The organism is Kitasatospora sp. NBC_00240 (assembly GCF_026342405.1).
In the GTDB taxonomy this organism is placed as follows: Bacteria; Actinomycetota; Actinomycetes; order Streptomycetales; family Streptomycetaceae; genus Kitasatospora.
The window spans coordinates 2,887,172-2,901,891 of the sequence record NZ_JAPEMU010000001.1; the positions used below are offsets into that span (position 1 = coordinate 2,887,172).

General features: G+C 71.9%; 12 protein-coding genes. 6 read left to right on the plus strand and 6 right to left on the minus strand.

Annotated elements, in window-relative coordinates:
- Positions 1 to 230: 230 nt before the first annotated feature.
- Complete coding sequence (locus OG689_RS12225) at positions 231 to 1,256, plus strand: LacI family DNA-binding transcriptional regulator (protein ID WP_266320098.1); 1,026 nt, start codon at positions 231 to 233, stop codon at positions 1,254 to 1,256.
- 353 nt (positions 1,257 to 1,609) lie between these two features.
- On the opposite strand, the gene OG689_RS12230 is transcribed toward OG689_RS12225, so the two are convergent.
- A complete protein-coding gene (locus tag OG689_RS12230) occupies positions 1,610 to 2,578 on the minus strand; it encodes a zinc-binding alcohol dehydrogenase family protein (RefSeq protein ID WP_266320100.1) in 969 nt (322 codons plus the stop codon).
- A gap of 103 nt (positions 2,579 to 2,681) precedes the next feature.
- On the opposite strand from OG689_RS12230, the gene OG689_RS12235 reads away from it, so the two are divergent.
- The gene (locus OG689_RS12235) at positions 2,682 to 3,137 is read left to right on the plus strand and encodes a MarR family transcriptional regulator (RefSeq protein WP_266320102.1); all 456 of its coding nucleotides are present in this window, start codon (positions 2,682 to 2,684) and stop codon (positions 3,135 to 3,137) included.
- 116 nt (positions 3,138 to 3,253) lie between these two features.
- Here OG689_RS12235 and efeB read toward each other — a convergent pair whose 3' ends face one another.
- Positions 3,254 to 4,594: an iron uptake transporter deferrochelatase/peroxidase subunit gene (efeB, locus tag OG689_RS12240; RefSeq protein ID WP_266320103.1), complete on the minus strand. Its 1,341-nt coding sequence runs from the start codon at positions 4,592 to 4,594 to the stop codon at positions 3,254 to 3,256.
- A 170-nt stretch (positions 4,595 to 4,764) separates the two neighbouring features.
- On the opposite strand from efeB, the gene OG689_RS12245 reads away from it, so the two are divergent.
- The 3 genes from OG689_RS12245 to OG689_RS12255 all read left to right on the plus strand — a co-directional run bounded on the left by OG689_RS12245 (position 4,765) and on the right by OG689_RS12255 (position 6,909).
- Positions 4,765 to 5,142: a BlaI/MecI/CopY family transcriptional regulator gene (locus OG689_RS12245; protein ID WP_266320104.1), complete on the plus strand. Its 378-nt coding sequence runs from the start codon at positions 4,765 to 4,767 to the stop codon at positions 5,140 to 5,142.
- The gene (locus tag OG689_RS12250; protein WP_266320106.1) at positions 5,142 to 6,095 is read left to right on the plus strand and encodes a M48 family metalloprotease; all 954 of its coding nucleotides are present in this window, start codon (positions 5,142 to 5,144) and stop codon (positions 6,093 to 6,095) included. The genes OG689_RS12245 and OG689_RS12250 overlap by 1 nt, the downstream gene beginning before the upstream one ends.
- Positions 6,096 to 6,420: 325 nt before the next feature.
- Positions 6,421 to 6,909 (plus strand): MarR family winged helix-turn-helix transcriptional regulator, encoded by a 489-nt coding sequence (locus OG689_RS12255; RefSeq protein WP_266320107.1) that lies wholly within the window; start codon positions 6,421 to 6,423, stop codon positions 6,907 to 6,909.
- A 74-nt stretch (positions 6,910 to 6,983) separates the two neighbouring features.
- Here the strand turns inward: OG689_RS12255 and OG689_RS12260 are convergent, their stop codons facing one another.
- The gene (locus OG689_RS12260; RefSeq protein WP_266320108.1) at positions 6,984 to 8,489 is read right to left on the minus strand and encodes an alkaline phosphatase family protein; all 1,506 of its coding nucleotides are present in this window, start codon (positions 8,487 to 8,489) and stop codon (positions 6,984 to 6,986) included.
- Between the two features lie 284 nt (positions 8,490 to 8,773).
- Positions 8,774 to 9,241: a hypothetical protein gene (locus tag OG689_RS12265; RefSeq protein ID WP_266320110.1), complete on the minus strand. Its 468-nt coding sequence runs from the start codon at positions 9,239 to 9,241 to the stop codon at positions 8,774 to 8,776.
- A 180-nt stretch (positions 9,242 to 9,421) separates the two neighbouring features.
- On the opposite strand from OG689_RS12265, the gene OG689_RS12270 reads away from it, so the two are divergent.
- The gene (locus OG689_RS12270) at positions 9,422 to 9,574 is read left to right on the plus strand and encodes a hypothetical protein (protein ID WP_266320112.1); all 153 of its coding nucleotides are present in this window, start codon (positions 9,422 to 9,424) and stop codon (positions 9,572 to 9,574) included.
- A gap of 362 nt (positions 9,575 to 9,936) precedes the next feature.
- Here the strand turns inward: OG689_RS12270 and OG689_RS12275 are convergent, their stop codons facing one another.
- Positions 9,937 to 10,398, minus strand: a complete 462-nt coding sequence (locus OG689_RS12275; protein ID WP_266320113.1) for a hypothetical protein — start codon at positions 10,396 to 10,398, stop codon at positions 9,937 to 9,939.
- A gap of 109 nt (positions 10,399 to 10,507) precedes the next feature.
- Positions 10,508 to 14,455, minus strand: a complete 3,948-nt coding sequence (locus OG689_RS12280; RefSeq protein WP_266320115.1) for a GDSL-type esterase/lipase family protein — start codon at positions 14,453 to 14,455, stop codon at positions 10,508 to 10,510.
- Positions 14,456 to 14,720 lie beyond the last annotated feature (265 nt).

Sequence of the window (14,720 nt, forward strand, 5' to 3'; positions counted from 1 at the left end):
GCCCCGCCGGAGACCCAACGTAGGCAGCACGTGTTGCGCCGGACGGCGAAGATCGCGTCACCGCCGTTACACGGCCTTCACCGCCCCCGGGCGCGGCTGTGAGGAACACCGGCCGCCGCCGCCGCCCGCCCGGCGGGCGGCGGGCCCGGCCGCCCGGCGTGGTGGGCGGGAACCGACCACGGGCCGGTCGCCCCACCGGTCCGGCGGGCGACCGCGTGTAGGCTCCGGGGATGCCCAAAGTGACGCGCGACGACGTGGCCAGGCTCGCCGGAACCTCCACCGCGGTCGTCAGCTACGTCATCAACGACGGTCCGCGCCCGGTGGCGCGGGCGACGCGCGAGAAGGTCCTCGCCGCGATCGCCGAACTGGGCTACCGACCGGACCGCGTCGCCCAGGCGATGGCCCGCAAGCGCACCGACCTGATCGGCATGGTCGTCCCCGACACCCGCCAGCCGTTCTTCGGGGCCCTCGCCCACGCCGTCGAACAGGTGGTGACCGAGCGGGGCAGGCTGCTGCTCATCGGGAACTCCGACTACGCCGACAGCCGTGAGCAGCACTACGTCCGCGCCTTCCTCGGCATGCAGGTGGACGGCCTGATCCTGGTCAGCCAGAACGCCTCCACCCTCACCCTGTCCAGCTTCGAGGCCGACGGCCGGACCCCGATGGTGATGCTCCATCACCAGGTCAGCCCCGACCACGGCGCGGCGGTCGTCACCGACGACCGCGGCGGCGCCGCGCTGGCCGTCGACCACCTGCTGGCGCACGGCCACCGCCGGGTGCACTGTTTCGGCGCGGCCCATCACCTCGGCCCGCAGGACCCGGTCGCCGGCCGGGTCGCGGGCTGGGCCGGGGCGATGGCGCGGGCCGGCCTCGACACCCGCGGACAGCTGACGCACGCGCCCTTCGACCGGGTCCGCGCCCATGCCGTCGCCCGCCGTCTGCTGTCCGGGCCGGACCGCCCGACGGCGGTCTTCTGCGTCACCGACGACCAGGCGATCGGGTTGCTGCGCGCCGCGACGGAACTCGGTCTGCGCGTGCCGCAGGATCTGGCGGTCATCGGTTTCGACGGGATCCCGGAGACCGCGATCACCTTTCCGCCGCTCACCACCGTGGCGTCGGACCAGCGGGGGATGGCCCGGGCGGCCGTGGAGCTGGTCCTCGACCGCAAGGACGCGGAGCCGGACGACGACGTCCCGCAGCTGCGGACGTTCCCGGTGGAGCTGGCCGTCCGGGCCTCGTGCGGCTGCGGCCGGTGACGCCGGCGCGGCACCGACCGCGCCCGCCCGGACGGGACGAGGTTCCAGGATCGCGGCCCCGGGCGGTGCGCCGTCCTGTCCGATCATCCAGCCGCGGGGCGCCGGACTGGTACGCGGCACCACTCGGCCGCAGGGTCGCGCGGCTGCTTGAATCGGGTCGCGCCCCCACGAGGTCGAGAATCCGCAGTGGATCCGCGCATGTGGTCGGGGACCCGTACGACCAGGTCTGTTCCTCAAGCGGGGCTGGCCGTACGGTTCCCTGCACCTACGGCTCCCTGCACCTCGGACGGGCCGCCGCCCGCCCGCATCGCCCCGCCGGCGGTACGGTCGTCCGCTCCCCCGTGCCGCGCCGGCTACGGGCGGGACCCGAAGCGGCCGGCGACCCGGAGGACGCTCTTGCCGTGGGTGGCCCCCTCGCGCAGCCGACCGACCGCGAGGCCGAGGTCGGCCGGGTCGTACTCGGCGGTGACGTCGACGCGGATCCGCCCCTGCGCGAGGAGCTGGAGCGCGCGGCGGGCGGAGTCGGCCAGGCGGTCGGGGTGGGTCCGGCTCAGCAGGTTGCTGTTCCAGGTGAGCAGCGACCGGCCGCTCATGAGCAGCTCGTCGGCGTCGGCGAGGACGGGTTCGCCGACGCCGATGCTCCCGTACGCCACCAGTCGCCCGTGCGGCGCGAGCGCCCGCAGGCTCTCCTGCCGGGTCCGCCCGCCGACCGGGTCGAGGACCACGTCGAACTGCTCGGCGCCGAGCCCGGCCGGGAACTCCCCGCGCAGCAGGACCCGGTCGAAGCCGAAGGCGGCCGCGTACCCGGCCCGGTCGGGGCTGCCGGCCACCCCGACGACCCGGCCGGCCCCGGCCAGCCTGGCGAACTGGGCCGCGAGCGTACCGACGGCGCCGGCGGCGGCGTGGATCAGCACGCTCTCGCCCTCCGCCACCCGGGCGGCCGTGTTGATCAGGTCGTAGGCGGTCGGCGTGCCCCAGCCGAAGCCGGCCGCCACGGGCAGCGGGACGTCGCCGGCGGGCAGGGCGAGGACGGCGGGCACCACGACCACTTCGGCGAAGGCCCCGCCGAAGGCGAGTGCGGCGACGGGCTCGCCGATCCGGCCCGCGTCCACGCCCTCGCCGACCGCGGCGATGTGCCCGGAGGCCTCGAAGCCCGGGACGAACGGGCGCGGCACGGGGAACTTACCGTCCTTGACCATCGTGTCGCCCCACTGGACGCCGGCGTAGGCCACCCGGATCGCGACCTCGCCGGGCCCGGGGGCGGGCTCGTCCAGTTCGGTGACCCGGTAGGTGTCGTCGACGTCGAGAATGATCGCGCGCATCAATGCAGCCTCCTGTGCTGACTCAGTATCCTGTGTCAGCAAGGAACGTTAGACATCACAGGTACCTGAGTCAACACATGAAGCTGTGCATTGGAGTGAGGACGTGACGGACATCCCGGTCGAGGAGTACCTCTGCACCCGGATCAGGCGCGCGGAACAGGCGCTGATGGCTCACCACGAAGCCGTCCTGCGCGGCCACGGACTGACCATGACGCAATACACCGTGCTGCTGACCCTCACCCGCGAGGGCGGCATGTCCGCCGCCCAGGTGGCCCGCGCCTGCGGGGTGACCCAGCAGAGCATGGCCAGCGTTCTCACCACCATGGAGAGCAAGGCACTCATCCGGCGCGACCCGTCCCCCGTGCACGCCAAGGTGCAGATCGCCACGCCCACCGAGGACGGCCGGGCGGTCATCGACCTCGCCTACCAGGAGGTGAACGTCCTTGAACGCGCCCTCACCGCCGCGTTCGCACCGGACGAGCACGCCGCACTCTGCGCCCTGCTGGAGCGCGCCACGGCCGTCCTGGTCGAGCAGACGCCGGCCGCCCGCACCCGATGAGACCCGGCCTCCGCGGCGCCCGCGCAGGACGGCGGCGGGAAACGCGACACCGCCCCGTCCGGCGGCTGCCGGGCGGGGCGGTGCGATGGGGTGCCGTGTCATCGACGCGGTGGGCCTCAGCCGAAGAGGGCCTGGCCCCACCACTCACCGGGCTTGCGGACGCCCGCCGGGCAGGCGAAATGGGCGGAACCCACATGCTGGATGTACTCGTTCAACGCGTCACTGCCCGCCAACCGCTGCTGCAACGGCACGAACGCCTTACGGGTGTCCCGCTGGTAGGCCAGGAAGAACAACCCCGCCTCCAACCGACCCAGACCGTCCGTACCGTCCGTGAACGAGAACCCCCGACGCAGGATCATCAACCCGTCGTTGCTGTCCGGATGCGCCAACCGCACATGCGAATCCTCCGGCATCGCCTTCAGATCCGGCGCGTCCCGCTCCCTCAGCTTCCCGAACGGCGCACCCTCACCCTTGCTCCGACCGAAGATGTCCTCCTGCTCCTTCAACGGAGTACGGTCCCACGTCTCGATGTGCATCCGGATCCGCCGCGCCACCAGGTACGACCCACCGGTCATCCACTCCGGCCCCTCACCCGGCCCCGCCCACACATGATCCGCCAACGCCGCCGCGTCCGTCCCCGCAATGTTGTGCGTCCCGTCCTTGAACCCCATCAGGTTCCGCGGCGTCTGCGCCTCCGGCGTCGTCGACGACGTCTTCCCGAACCCCAACTGCGACCAACGGACGTTCACCACACCCATCCCGATCCGGGCCAGGTTACGGATCGCGTGCACCGCCACCTGCGGATCGTCCGCACACGCCTGCACACACAGATCACCACCACTGCGCGCCGGGTCCAGGTTGTCGTGCGGGAACTTCGGCAGGTCGATCAACGCCTCCGGACGCCGCGCCCGCAGACCGAACCGGTCCACCCCGTCCTTCTCGAACAACGACGGACCGAACCCGATCGTCAACGTCAACCGCGACGCCGGCAGACCCAACGCCTCACCCGTGTCGTCCGGCGGCGCCTGCGGCAGACCACTCGCCGCACCCGACCCCACCTCACGACCACCCGTCATCGCCGCCGCGGCCTTCGTCCACTCCTTCAACACCCGCACCAACGACTCACGGGTCGCCGTCGCCGACACGTCGAACGCCGCAAAATGCAACCGGTCCTGCACCGGCGTCGCGATACCCGACTGATGCTCACCGTAGAAAGGGACCTCCGCACCCACGACCGGAGCCGACGCCGGAGCACCCTTCCCGTCCATCGTGGCCGCCGCCACCGAACCCACACCCGCCGCACCGATCGCCACCCCGGCACCGGCCCAACCGATCACCGCACGACGACTGAGCGGGGCCTGGCCACCCGGCTCCACGGCGGTCGAGGTGGGCGTGCCGTCCGGCTGCGAGTTCTCGGCGTCCAGCGGGGCGGCGGCGGACGTACGGCGGGACAGCATCGGGGCTCCAAGCGGCGGAGGGCAGGATCGAGCCACCGCCGGGCAGACCCGTACAGTTAGCTTAGGCGTACCTTAATGAAAGAGGACCCGAACGTCTACGCCGTCGTAGTCGTCACCATCGGGACGACCACGGCAGGACACGACGGGCCATCACGAACGGAGCGGCGTACATGTCCGACGCGAGCGACCCCAGGCGGCCGCACGGCGAACTCGTGGCCGACGTGCTCGCGGTGCTCTGGGCCGCATCGGGGCCACTCACACCCGGTCAGGTCAGGGACGCCCTCGGCGCGCGGCTCGCCAGGACCACCGTGACGACGATCCTCACCCGCCTGCACGAGAAGGGGACGCTGAAGCGCGAGCGCGGCGGACGCGGCTTCGCCTACTCCCCCGTGCACGACGCACCCGGCCTGACGGCCAGCCGGATGCACCGCGAACTGCACAGCGACCCGCACCGGGACCTCGTGCTGGAACGTTTCGTCTCCGCCCTCTCCCCCGACGACGAGGACGTGCTGCGCCGCCTCCTGCGCACCGCCGAGGAGGGCAGCTAGTGAGCGTCCTGGTGGCCGTGCTGCTGGCCCTGGCCCTGGCCTGGCCCTGGGCGGCCGTCCCCGCGGCGCGGCGGCTCGCCGACCTGCTGCCGCCGAAAGCCGCCGCCCTCACCCTGGTCGGCTCGGCCGTGGCGCTGGCCGGCAGCACGGTGTGGGCCCTGGGCGGGCTGGTCGCCGGCGGACTGCTCCACCTGATGCTGCTCGCGGAAGGCGGCGCCCCCACCGGCTCGTGGGCCGACTCCGGCCCGTCCGCCGCCGCCCCGCTCGCGATGGCCGGCGGCGCCGCCCTGCTGCTGGTCGCCGGCCTGGCCGCGCGCCTGTGGCACCGGCAGCGCCGACTGCTCACGCGGACCTGGCAGAGCATCGACGGGCAGCCGGACGCCGGCGAACTCGTGGTCGTCCCGGGCGAGTTCGCGGACGCCTTCGCGCTGCCCGGCCACCGCGGCCGGCCGGGCCGGATCGTGGTGACCGCGGAGATGCTGCGCACCCTCGACGTCGACGGGCGCGACGTGCTCCTCGCCCATGAGCGGGCCCACCTCACCGGACGCCACCACCTGCTCGCCCGGACCGTCCAGCTCGCCTCGGCCGCGCACCCGGCCGTCCGCGGCCTGGCCGCCGCGACCGCCTTCCAGCTGGAGCGCTGGGCGGACGAGGAGGCCGCCGCCGCGGTGGGGAACCGGCGGCTGGCCGCCGCGGCCGTCGCCCGGGCCGCCCTGGCGTCCGCCGCCTCCGACCGGCACCCCAGCCTGCTGCCGGCCATCGGCACCGGCCCCGTCCCCCGCCGGGTCGGCGCCCTGCTCGGCGCCCCGCCCGCGCCCCCGCGCGGACGGGCCCTGCGGACGACGGCGGCCGCCCTGCTCGCCGTCGTCGCCCTCTCGCTCACCTTGAGCGCCGGCTCCGCCTACGGCCTGCACGAGTACATCGAGCATGTGGAGGAGTTCGTCCGCCCGTAGCCCCGGCCTGGCGCCCGCCCCTCGGTCCCGCGGAGCGGGAAACCGGGCCGCGGGGCCACCGGGCCGCAGGGCCACCCCGGGCTGCGCCGCGGTGCGCCCTCCGCCGCCCCGGACCACCGCACGGGGTCCGCCCGGCCCTGCCCACCGCCGCCACGCTCGTCTACACTTCGGTAGACGGTGCGCACAGCTGTGCCCCCGCGCAGCCCTACCGCCCGACGGGCGCACGGCGCACCTTGACCACGGCGGCGGGACGGACGGCACGGCGGTCCGGCCGCACCCTGGCGAGGCGAACCTCAGGGCAGCCCCCGGTGCGGATGGAGCGCAGATGTACGACGGCCGCAAGGGATCCTCGAGCCCGCTCCAGCAGGCCATCCACCTGTTGCCGCTGGCCGGCGAGGCCGCCGAACTGCGACTGGCGCAGCGGCTGGCGGAGCGCGGCATGACCCGCTCGCACCTGGCCGTGCTCGCCGCACTCGCCGAGCACGGGCCGCACGCCAAACCCGATCTCGCCGCCCGGACCGGGCTGGCCCTCACCGACGCGCTGCCGGTCGTGCAGAACCTGCTGGCCGCCCGGCTCGTCGAGGTCTTCCCCGTGCACATCGACCGCCGTCACGAGGTGGTGATGGTGAACGCCGCCGGCCGGGAGGCGCTGGAGCTGCTGCACGCCGAGGCCGCCGCCGCCCAGGACGACCTGCTCCGCCCGCTCACCAGGGGCGAACGGGCCCAGCTGAACGCCCTGCTGCGCCGGGTCTGCGCCGCGGCGGACCGGACCGGCCCGGGCGCGCCCCGGACCGCGCCCGTACCGCAGGGCTGACCGGCGGCGACCGCCCCGCCGTTCGGACCGGACGGTCCGGGCCGGCCCGGTGGTACGGGCCGACCCGGGGTCCGTCAGGAGGTGACGGAGACCTGGTCCACCGTCCAGAACGCGCTGTTGGTGCCGGTGTAGCGGAACTGCAGCTGCGCGGAGGTGGCGCCGGCCGGGACGGTGACCGTGAGCTTCTCGAAGGAGTTGAGGTCGCTGCGGTAGGACTTCACCAGCTGCGGGGTGCCGGTCCCGAAGACGATGTACAGGTCACCGGTCTGCGGGCCGTCCACCTTGTAGTTGTTGGCGAAGGACACGGTGGCCTGGGTGCCGCTGACCGGGAAGCTCGGGCTGACCAGCGTGGAGTCGAACTGCCCGGTGCCGTGCGACTTGTCGTCCCACTCGTCGGAGTCGGCGACCGCGAAGACGTTGCGGGCACGGACGTTGGTCTCCCGGGACTGGCCGAGCTGGGCGGCCGTCCAGAACTCGTCCGTGGCGAAGGCCCAGCCGCGCCACTCGGTGACGCCGCCGCTCGGCATCCGGGAGTTGTCGATCGTCCAGCCGGCCGGCGGGGTGTGGGTGAAGCCCTTGGTGGCGGCGGGGATGCCGGTCTCGTCCACCCGGGTCTGCAGGCTCGGGCGGAGCGCGTCGAAGGCGTCCGGGACGATCTCGTCGATCGGCTTGCCGTCGAGCTGCCAGGCCGGCTGGACGGTGACGCCCTCGTGCTTGAGCACGGTGGGCGCGATGTCCACCGGCTTGACGTCGTAGCGGGTCGAACCGGCCGTGTAACCGGCCCCGTTGACGACCTGGAAGGTCTGCCGCTCCACCGCGCTGTTCCCGCCGTGGCCGCCCGCGTCGGTGTGGCCGTGGTCGGTGGTGACGATGATCAGCCAGTCCTCGGAGGCGTAGGTCGGGCGGTTGTGCACCGCCTGGACGACCTGCCCGACCAGCGCGTCCACCGAGTGGATCGCGGCGGCGTACTGGCTGCTGGTGCCGCCGTAGCTGTGGCCGGCCTCGTCGACCTCGTCGAAGTGCAGCATGGTCGTGTCGGGGTTGCCGTTGGTGAGGTAGTCGACGGCGTCCGAGGCGGTCTTGACGTCGTCCTCACTCTCGTCGATCCGCAGGTCCGGCGTGCCGTGGAAGACGGTGTCGGAGATCGGGTTCCAGGAGGCGGCGACCAGGGTGGAGGCGCTCGGCGCAGCCGTCTCCAGCCGGGTGGCGAAGTCCGGGTAGAGGGTGAACTGCGAGCCGGCGAAGGTGTTGTCCTTCACGCCGTGCTTGTCGGGCCAGACGCCGGTGGCGATGGTCGACCACCCTGGGCCGGAGAGCGTCGGGGCCAGCGGGTTGGCGTAGAGGTTGCTGGTGGCCGTCAGGCCCGAGGCCATCAGCCCCTTGATGTTCGGGGCGTCGGCGGTCAGCAGCTTGTCGTAGCGGGTGCCGTCGACACCGATCACCAGCGTCTTGGCCGTCTTGGTGCCGTTCGGCAGGCCCTTGTACGGACCGGTGGCGGCCGAGGCCTGGACACCGGTGAGCGGCAGCAGCGCCGCGGTGAGCGTGGCGGTGGCGAGGACGGCCCGAACGGGACGGGACATGCGCACAGGAACTCCCGGGGGGAGGCGGAGGGAGGTGCAGGACCGGCAGCCGGGGATGAAGCTCGCTCCCCTCGGCCGCCGCTGAAGAGCTTGGAGCCGCCCAGCGATGTCCCGGCCTCACTCAAGGCACGGCTGTATGAACAACTCCCGAACTTAGGTTCAGACCGGTTACCCTTCCGTGATCATTTGAGGGCTGCCGATCAGCTGTGAACAGATGGGGGCGGCGGCGCGCCGAAGGGGTGCGGTGACCTCCGCGGTGACCTCCGCGGGGCCAGGCCCTCAGGTCAGGTGGTCGACGGCTCCGGGAACGCGCCGGAGCCGACCAGCGCCAGCAGCCGGAACGGCAGCTCGGGGGCGGCCTGGCCCACGGTCAGACCCAGCCACCGGTCGGCGGACGGCTGCCACACCCGCAGCTCGGAGGCCACACCGGCCAGGAACCCCAACGGGCCCGGCGCGGCGGGGTCCGGCAGATCGGTCTCGACATGGAGCCACAGCTCGACGGTGGCCGGGGCACCCCAGGCAGCGGTGAGGTCGGCCGCAAGGACGTCGAAGGCCGCCTCCATCCTGCACTCCTCCGCGTCGACCACATCCGGGTCGTGGACCTCCCAGAAGTCCCGGGACTCCATCAAATCGGCCAGCCGGAAACCCGGGCCGCTCCACTCCGCACCGTCCCGGTCCTCACGCTCGGCGAACGGAGCGGCCAACAGGCGATCGACGGCGGCGCGACGGGAGGCGACCTCGGTGTCCGACATGCTGCGAGCGTAGCCCAGCCCACGGACAGCCGGCCGGCCGCCGGGGCGCCGGCGGGAAGGCCGGGCATCGGGCGAGCAGGCACCGGCGCCGGCGGCCCGCAAAAAGCCTGACTCGTTGTCACCCGCCCCGCGTACCTTGGGACAGGAAGTACCGGACGCATCGCGGACGAGGGGGACGAGATGAAGAAGAAGTGGTTCGGCATGGATCCGTTCAACGTGATCTTAGGCGTGGTGACCGTGCTGTGGCTGGTGTTCCTCATCGGACTCGCGGTCGACGACGACCGGACATGCCCCGGCCGCCCGGGCTGTAACCCCACCAGCGTGGTCCACTGACTCGACTGCCCGCCGGTGCCGCCGAGTTGGGCGAGTTCCGGTCCGGAGCGCTCGCGCGCCCGCCCACCGCTGACGGCCGAACGCTGACGAGTTGCGGATGCCTGCTCAGGTCAGCGGCCGGTGGACACGGATCCGGCTGCCGGCGGGGCGCCGAGCAGCCGGGTTGATGTCGCCCGTGGATTCCGAAAGGGCCCAGGACGCATGCCCCCGGCCCTCGATCTTCGCCCCGCACCACGTCGACGCCGCAGACCGCGTGCTACGCCAACCGGAAGTCCGTTCGGCCTCCACCGGCACGGGTCACCCATCGCCAGGTGGCGACGGTCGACGACAGCCACGACAGCGGGCCGCCGTCGCCCAGCGCGTCAGGAAGCGCCGACCGTCAGCACCGCACCGGGCCGCAGGACGACCTGCGGCATTTCGGCGCACGGGATCTCGTGCAGGTCGCCGGTGATGCCGCTGGGGCCCTTGCGCAGCTCGTCCCGGAAGCAGACCTGCTCCTGGTCGGGCGCGAACGCCAGCGGTCCGCCGACCGGGGCGGCGTTTTCGAAGTACACGGTCACCGAAGGGGTTTGGGTGGTGGCGGTCAGATAGGTGATCAGCCCACGGCCCAGGAGTTCGAGGCTCTCCTTGCTCTGCGGGCCGGTGCCGAATGCCGGGGGCAGTTTGGCGGCGAAGCTGCGGCCGTTCTCCAGGAGATTCCGGTGGACGTCCACCCTGTGCTGCTCCGCCTCCGTCGCGGAGCGGTGGTAGGGGAGCCAGATTGCGAGCGCCGCACCGACGACTGCCAACCCGCCGAGGGTCAGGACGACCTGGGATGCCTTCATGTTCTCTTCCCTGGTGGTGATCGGTGCCGTTGGGTGTGACACACGGTGGGTGGGTCCGGAGCGGGAGCCGCCGGGGCTCCCGCTCCGGACCCGTCAGGCCGGCCGCGGATCAGTACTGGGCTGCCTGGAGGGCGTTCTGGAGGGCGAGTGCGTACCTTCCGGTGCCCGGGTTGTTGGGATGGTAGCTCTCCATACTGGGGCAGATGACGGCACCCGGGCAGGAGAAGTCACCTGGCCCGGTCGGGGCGGACACCAGGTCGTTGAGGCCCGGGTCACTGTCGCAGATGCGGTGCCCCGCGAACTCGTCGTTGCCCCAGCGGAAGGTGATCCGGGGTGAGGCGTAGGACTCGGAGACGGCGCGGGTCTGTTCGTCCTTCATGAAGACGGCCCAGGAGTTGATGTTCGCCTGCGCCGAATTTCCCATGACCGTACAGGCGACGTTCGCCTGCGTGGTGTTGAAGAACTGGGGGTAACCCAGGACCACGATCTTGGCGTTCGGGGCCCGGGCGGCGATCTCGTCGAGCACCTCCGTCATCTTCGGCACCATGGCCGTGATGTCGCCCCGCACCTTCGCGTCGGTCGGGCAGCCGACGGTGGGGTCGCCGCAGGCTCCCACGGTCGGTCCGAACTTCGCGTCGTTGCCGCCGATGCTGAGAGTGACGAGCGTGGTGTTCTCGTCCAGGAACCCGGCCCTCAGCTGTGACATCTCGTGGTGCTGACCCAGCGCGCCCCATACGGCGGGAGTGGAGTTCATCGAGTACGTGTAGGCACCCGAGCAGGAGGTGTTCTGGAAGTCCAGTCCGGCGTCGTATCCGTCGGACATGGCCCCGATGCTTGTGCTCCGCCCTGGCAGGACGGTCTTGCGGACCAGCGAGTTCTGGCTTCGCCGGCAGGCGTTCCAGGACCGGCCGGTGGAGCCCTGCGTGGAGATGCTCGCGTAGGGCCCGACGTCGGTGCCGCCCTCGTACGGCTTCGCGCCCTCCCCGGAGGAGTACGAGTCGCCCATCTGCACAACGAAGTCCTTGGGCTTTCCGGGCAGCGGGGAGAAGGCGACGGCGTCCCACGCGATGTCTTCGTCGCCGGTGCCGTCCTCGGTGACGCTGCTGAGACGGACCCGGGGCACTCCCTCCAGCTGGAACACACCCAGCGAGACCCACCTGTTCGCGAGCCGCTTCTGGTTGATGTACCGCGCATGGCTGAAGGAACCGTTGCCGGTGTCGATCTCGTAGTGGGCCTGCTGCGACTCGGCGCCGTTGTCGGGCAGGTGGACCAGCACGCGCGACCAGTTGTTCTGGGGCTGGTTCAGCGTCCAGGTACCGCTGATCTCGTGGATGCCGTTCCGAGCCCCCAGGGTCCGGCTGTGCGAGAAGTAGAAGTGTCCTCCGAAGCCGGCGCCGAGCTGGTGGAGGTCCATCTTCGACGGGTACAGCCCGGAGGTGTCGGCCTCGAAGTCCATGGTGAAGGTGCCGGAGTTGGTCCACGGATGGCCGCAGCCCGGCCTGATGCTGGGCGTGGAGTCCGGGACGTCGTCAATGACGAGCGCGTTGGCCGGCAGGGCGTTGCCGTTCGCTGATGCCGTCAGCGAACAGTTCGGCGGGTAGGCCGTTCCGTCGGGTTCCTCGACGTACGTCGAGTTGAATCGGACCAGCTCGTTGCCGCAGGTGTACGAGCAGTCCGCCTTCCAGGTCACCGGTTGGTGCCACCAGCAGTGGAAGTCGACCCGGCCGCAGGGGCCGGTGCTCGCGGTGTCGTTGCTGCTGCTGTCGGCGATCCGGACGGGATTGCAGACGTTCTCCAGCACCGCGCAGAACAGGTCCTCCGGTGGCTTGACCGCTCGCCGGTTCGCGAGCGCCGTGCCGGTGGCGTACGGGTGGGACGCGTCCGTGGTGCCGTTCCACCATGCGGTCCGGAAGGATCCGACCATGGTCCCGGGGGACTCCAGTGCGGAGAAACCGTGGGCGGCGAACCCGAGCACCTTCTCAGGGTACGGCCAGTCCTGCGGGTGGGCGGCGTCGGAGGGTGAGCCGTCGAGGAAGGAACCGCGGCCGGCGTCCCAGAGCGGATTGGCCGGGTTGTTGTTCCAACCGAGGCCCCATGGCTCTCCGTCGTGGGTATCGGCGTGGAGCCCGCTGTTGTAGGCCCAGAGGGCCGTGAACCAGTTCTCGATCTTCGACGCGTCGCCGTTGTTCACGATCAGCCCGGCGGCCCGCGTCTCGTTCCACTTCCCCTGCAGGATGGTCAGTCCCACGGCGATGTTGGCGGTGTAGTCCAGGGCGATCGCCCGCTGGATGTTGTAGTCGTAGGCTGTCCCGCCCTGGCCGTTCTCGCGTCCTGCCATCCGCATGTGGTCGGTGACCTGTGTGACGCCGTAACCACAGTCGGCGTCGGCCCAGTTGATCGCCCAGTCGTTGGACGGGTCCGCGTCGTACAGCTGCACGCCGTAGAAGTTGCCGATCAGCGGGTTGCCGGTCTCACCCGGTGTCACCACGCGGGAGGCCTGCCACATGTTCGACTCCTGGGCGGTCACGCCCAGCAGGATCTGCGCCGGCACCCGGCCGCCACCCATCAGCGGCTGGGCGGAGACCAGGCTCTGTGGGCTGTAGGCCGGCATACCGAGGTTCTTCCAGTTCGCCGGACGCTGGACGTTCTGGTTCAACGTGCCCATGATGGCCTGGTCGACAGCCCACTCGACCTGTCGGGGCTTGGGCTGAAGGGCTTGGTTGCGCGGGTCGTTCCGTGGCACCGAGCAGGTACGCTCCTGCTCGACAGGGGCGTTCGGATCACCCGCGGCGGCCGCCACCAGGGTCTCGGAGCGGGAGGCCGCACCGGACGCCTTCGCGCCCGTACCCCCCACCGTCCCGGTCGGCGGTGCTGTCAGGGCAGGCGAGAGTGTGGCTCCCCCGGCCGCCAGTTCACTCACGCGCGCAGCCGGGTCAACGGTGAACCGGACATCCCTACCGGTGCCGAGCACCTTCAGGTCGACGGCGGCGGGACGGGTGCTCGCGACGGCCTCGTCGTTCACCGGGCGGGAGTCGTTGCCGTCCGCCCAGACGGTCCGCTCGACCACCGACCGGCCCGCCGTGGAGACCTCGGCGTTGTTGGGGACGTCCTGGACCACCGCGATGCCCTGGGGCAAGGTACGCACCAGCTCCTTCGCTCGGCCGACCACAAACACCTTCCCCCCGCCCCGGCTGAGGCCCAGCTCGGTGCGCTTCCCCTCGGCGACCTCCAGCGCCTTGGCCGGGGGACCGTCGCCCTGCCGGCTCACGGCCGCGCCCGTCAGCACCTTGGCCCGGGCTCCCTCTGCTCCCGCCGGGTCGAGGAAGGACAGTCCGCCGTCGCCGCCCGGCGTCAGGTAGTAGGGGACGGAGTCGGTCACGGCGAGGGTGCTGCGACTGCCGTCCGTGGCATACCTGACGACGCGGTTGCTGTCGGCGGCGGCGATCCCACCGTTCTTCAGCGGTACCGCGGAGGTGATCTGGCCGGCCACCTCCAAGGCCGGGGAGAGCGCCTTGGTGACGGTGTCGAGCCGGATCAGCCGGGTGGCATTGCGGTCGTCCCCCTGGCTCTGCGTCAGAACGGCCGTCTCGTCCGCCCCGCAGCCGGGATTGAAGTACGCGAGTGTGGTGGTGACGGGCAGTTTGTCGACCTTGCCGGTGGCGAGGTCCACGACGGCCGCGAACGCTCCACGGGCCATGAGGTCCGACTTGTTGGTGAAGGTACGCGGCGCGTAGACGACGACGGCCCGCTCCCCCGAGGCCGTGACGCAGGCGTTGCCGATCCACTGGTCGGCCTCGAAGGCCGGCTCCGAGAGTGTCGCGGCGGTGCGCCACGCGTACCCGTCGCGTTCGTCGGCCACCAGGAGGTGGAAGCCTTCGGCGTCCGACGACGTCGTCCAGGCTCTGTCGGCGGAACTCGCCCAGTCCGGGCCGAGCGTCGCTCCGCGCTCTGCCGGTGGCACCTCCGACGGTGCGGGTGCCACCGGGGCGGCCGGCGCCGGAGCGGCCGGGACGGCGTTGGCAGGTGAGAAGCCGGCGGGTAGCAGTCCTGCCACCACGCCGGATATCAGGATCGAGATGAGCCGTGTTCGGGCTCGGTGCGGTTTACCCATCAGTTGATTCCCGTCCATTGGTTGTCCGTGGGTCCGGGCACGTCGGAGCGGGATACGGGCAGAAGTGCGAGGATGCCGTTCTTCGTGGCGGCCGGCCTGTCCCGCGTCTCCCGTTCCGGGATCATGCGGGCCCTGTGCCGCCCGTTCGCCGAATCCTGATCTCCCCCGGCGCCAGCATTTCTGGTGGCACGTGAATACAACCCCGCCCGAC

Excerpts from the sequence above, each read along its gene's own strand:
- OG689_RS12225 (WP_266320098.1), top strand. The coding sequence starts at position 231 with ATGCCCAAAGTGACGCGCGACGACGTGGCCAGGCTCGCCGGAACCTCC.
- OG689_RS12230 (WP_266320100.1), bottom strand. The coding sequence starts at position 2,578 with ATGCGCGCGATCATTCTCGACGTCGACGACACCTACCGGGTCACCGAA.
- efeB (WP_266320103.1), bottom strand. The coding sequence starts at position 4,594 with ATGCTGTCCCGCCGTACGTCCGCCGCCGCCCCGCTGGACGCCGAGAAC.
- OG689_RS12245 (WP_266320104.1), top strand. The coding sequence starts at position 4,765 with ATGTCCGACGCGAGCGACCCCAGGCGGCCGCACGGCGAACTCGTGGCC.
- OG689_RS12255 (WP_266320107.1), top strand. The coding sequence starts at position 6,421 with ATGTACGACGGCCGCAAGGGATCCTCGAGCCCGCTCCAGCAGGCCATC.
- OG689_RS12260 (WP_266320108.1), bottom strand. The coding sequence starts at position 8,489 with ATGTCCCGTCCCGTTCGGGCCGTCCTCGCCACCGCCACGCTCACCGCG.
- OG689_RS12265 (WP_266320110.1), bottom strand. The coding sequence starts at position 9,241 with ATGTCGGACACCGAGGTCGCCTCCCGTCGCGCCGCCGTCGATCGCCTG.
- OG689_RS12270 (WP_266320112.1), top strand. The coding sequence starts at position 9,422 with ATGAAGAAGAAGTGGTTCGGCATGGATCCGTTCAACGTGATCTTAGGC.
- OG689_RS12275 (WP_266320113.1), bottom strand. The coding sequence starts at position 10,398 with ATGAAGGCATCCCAGGTCGTCCTGACCCTCGGCGGGTTGGCAGTCGTC.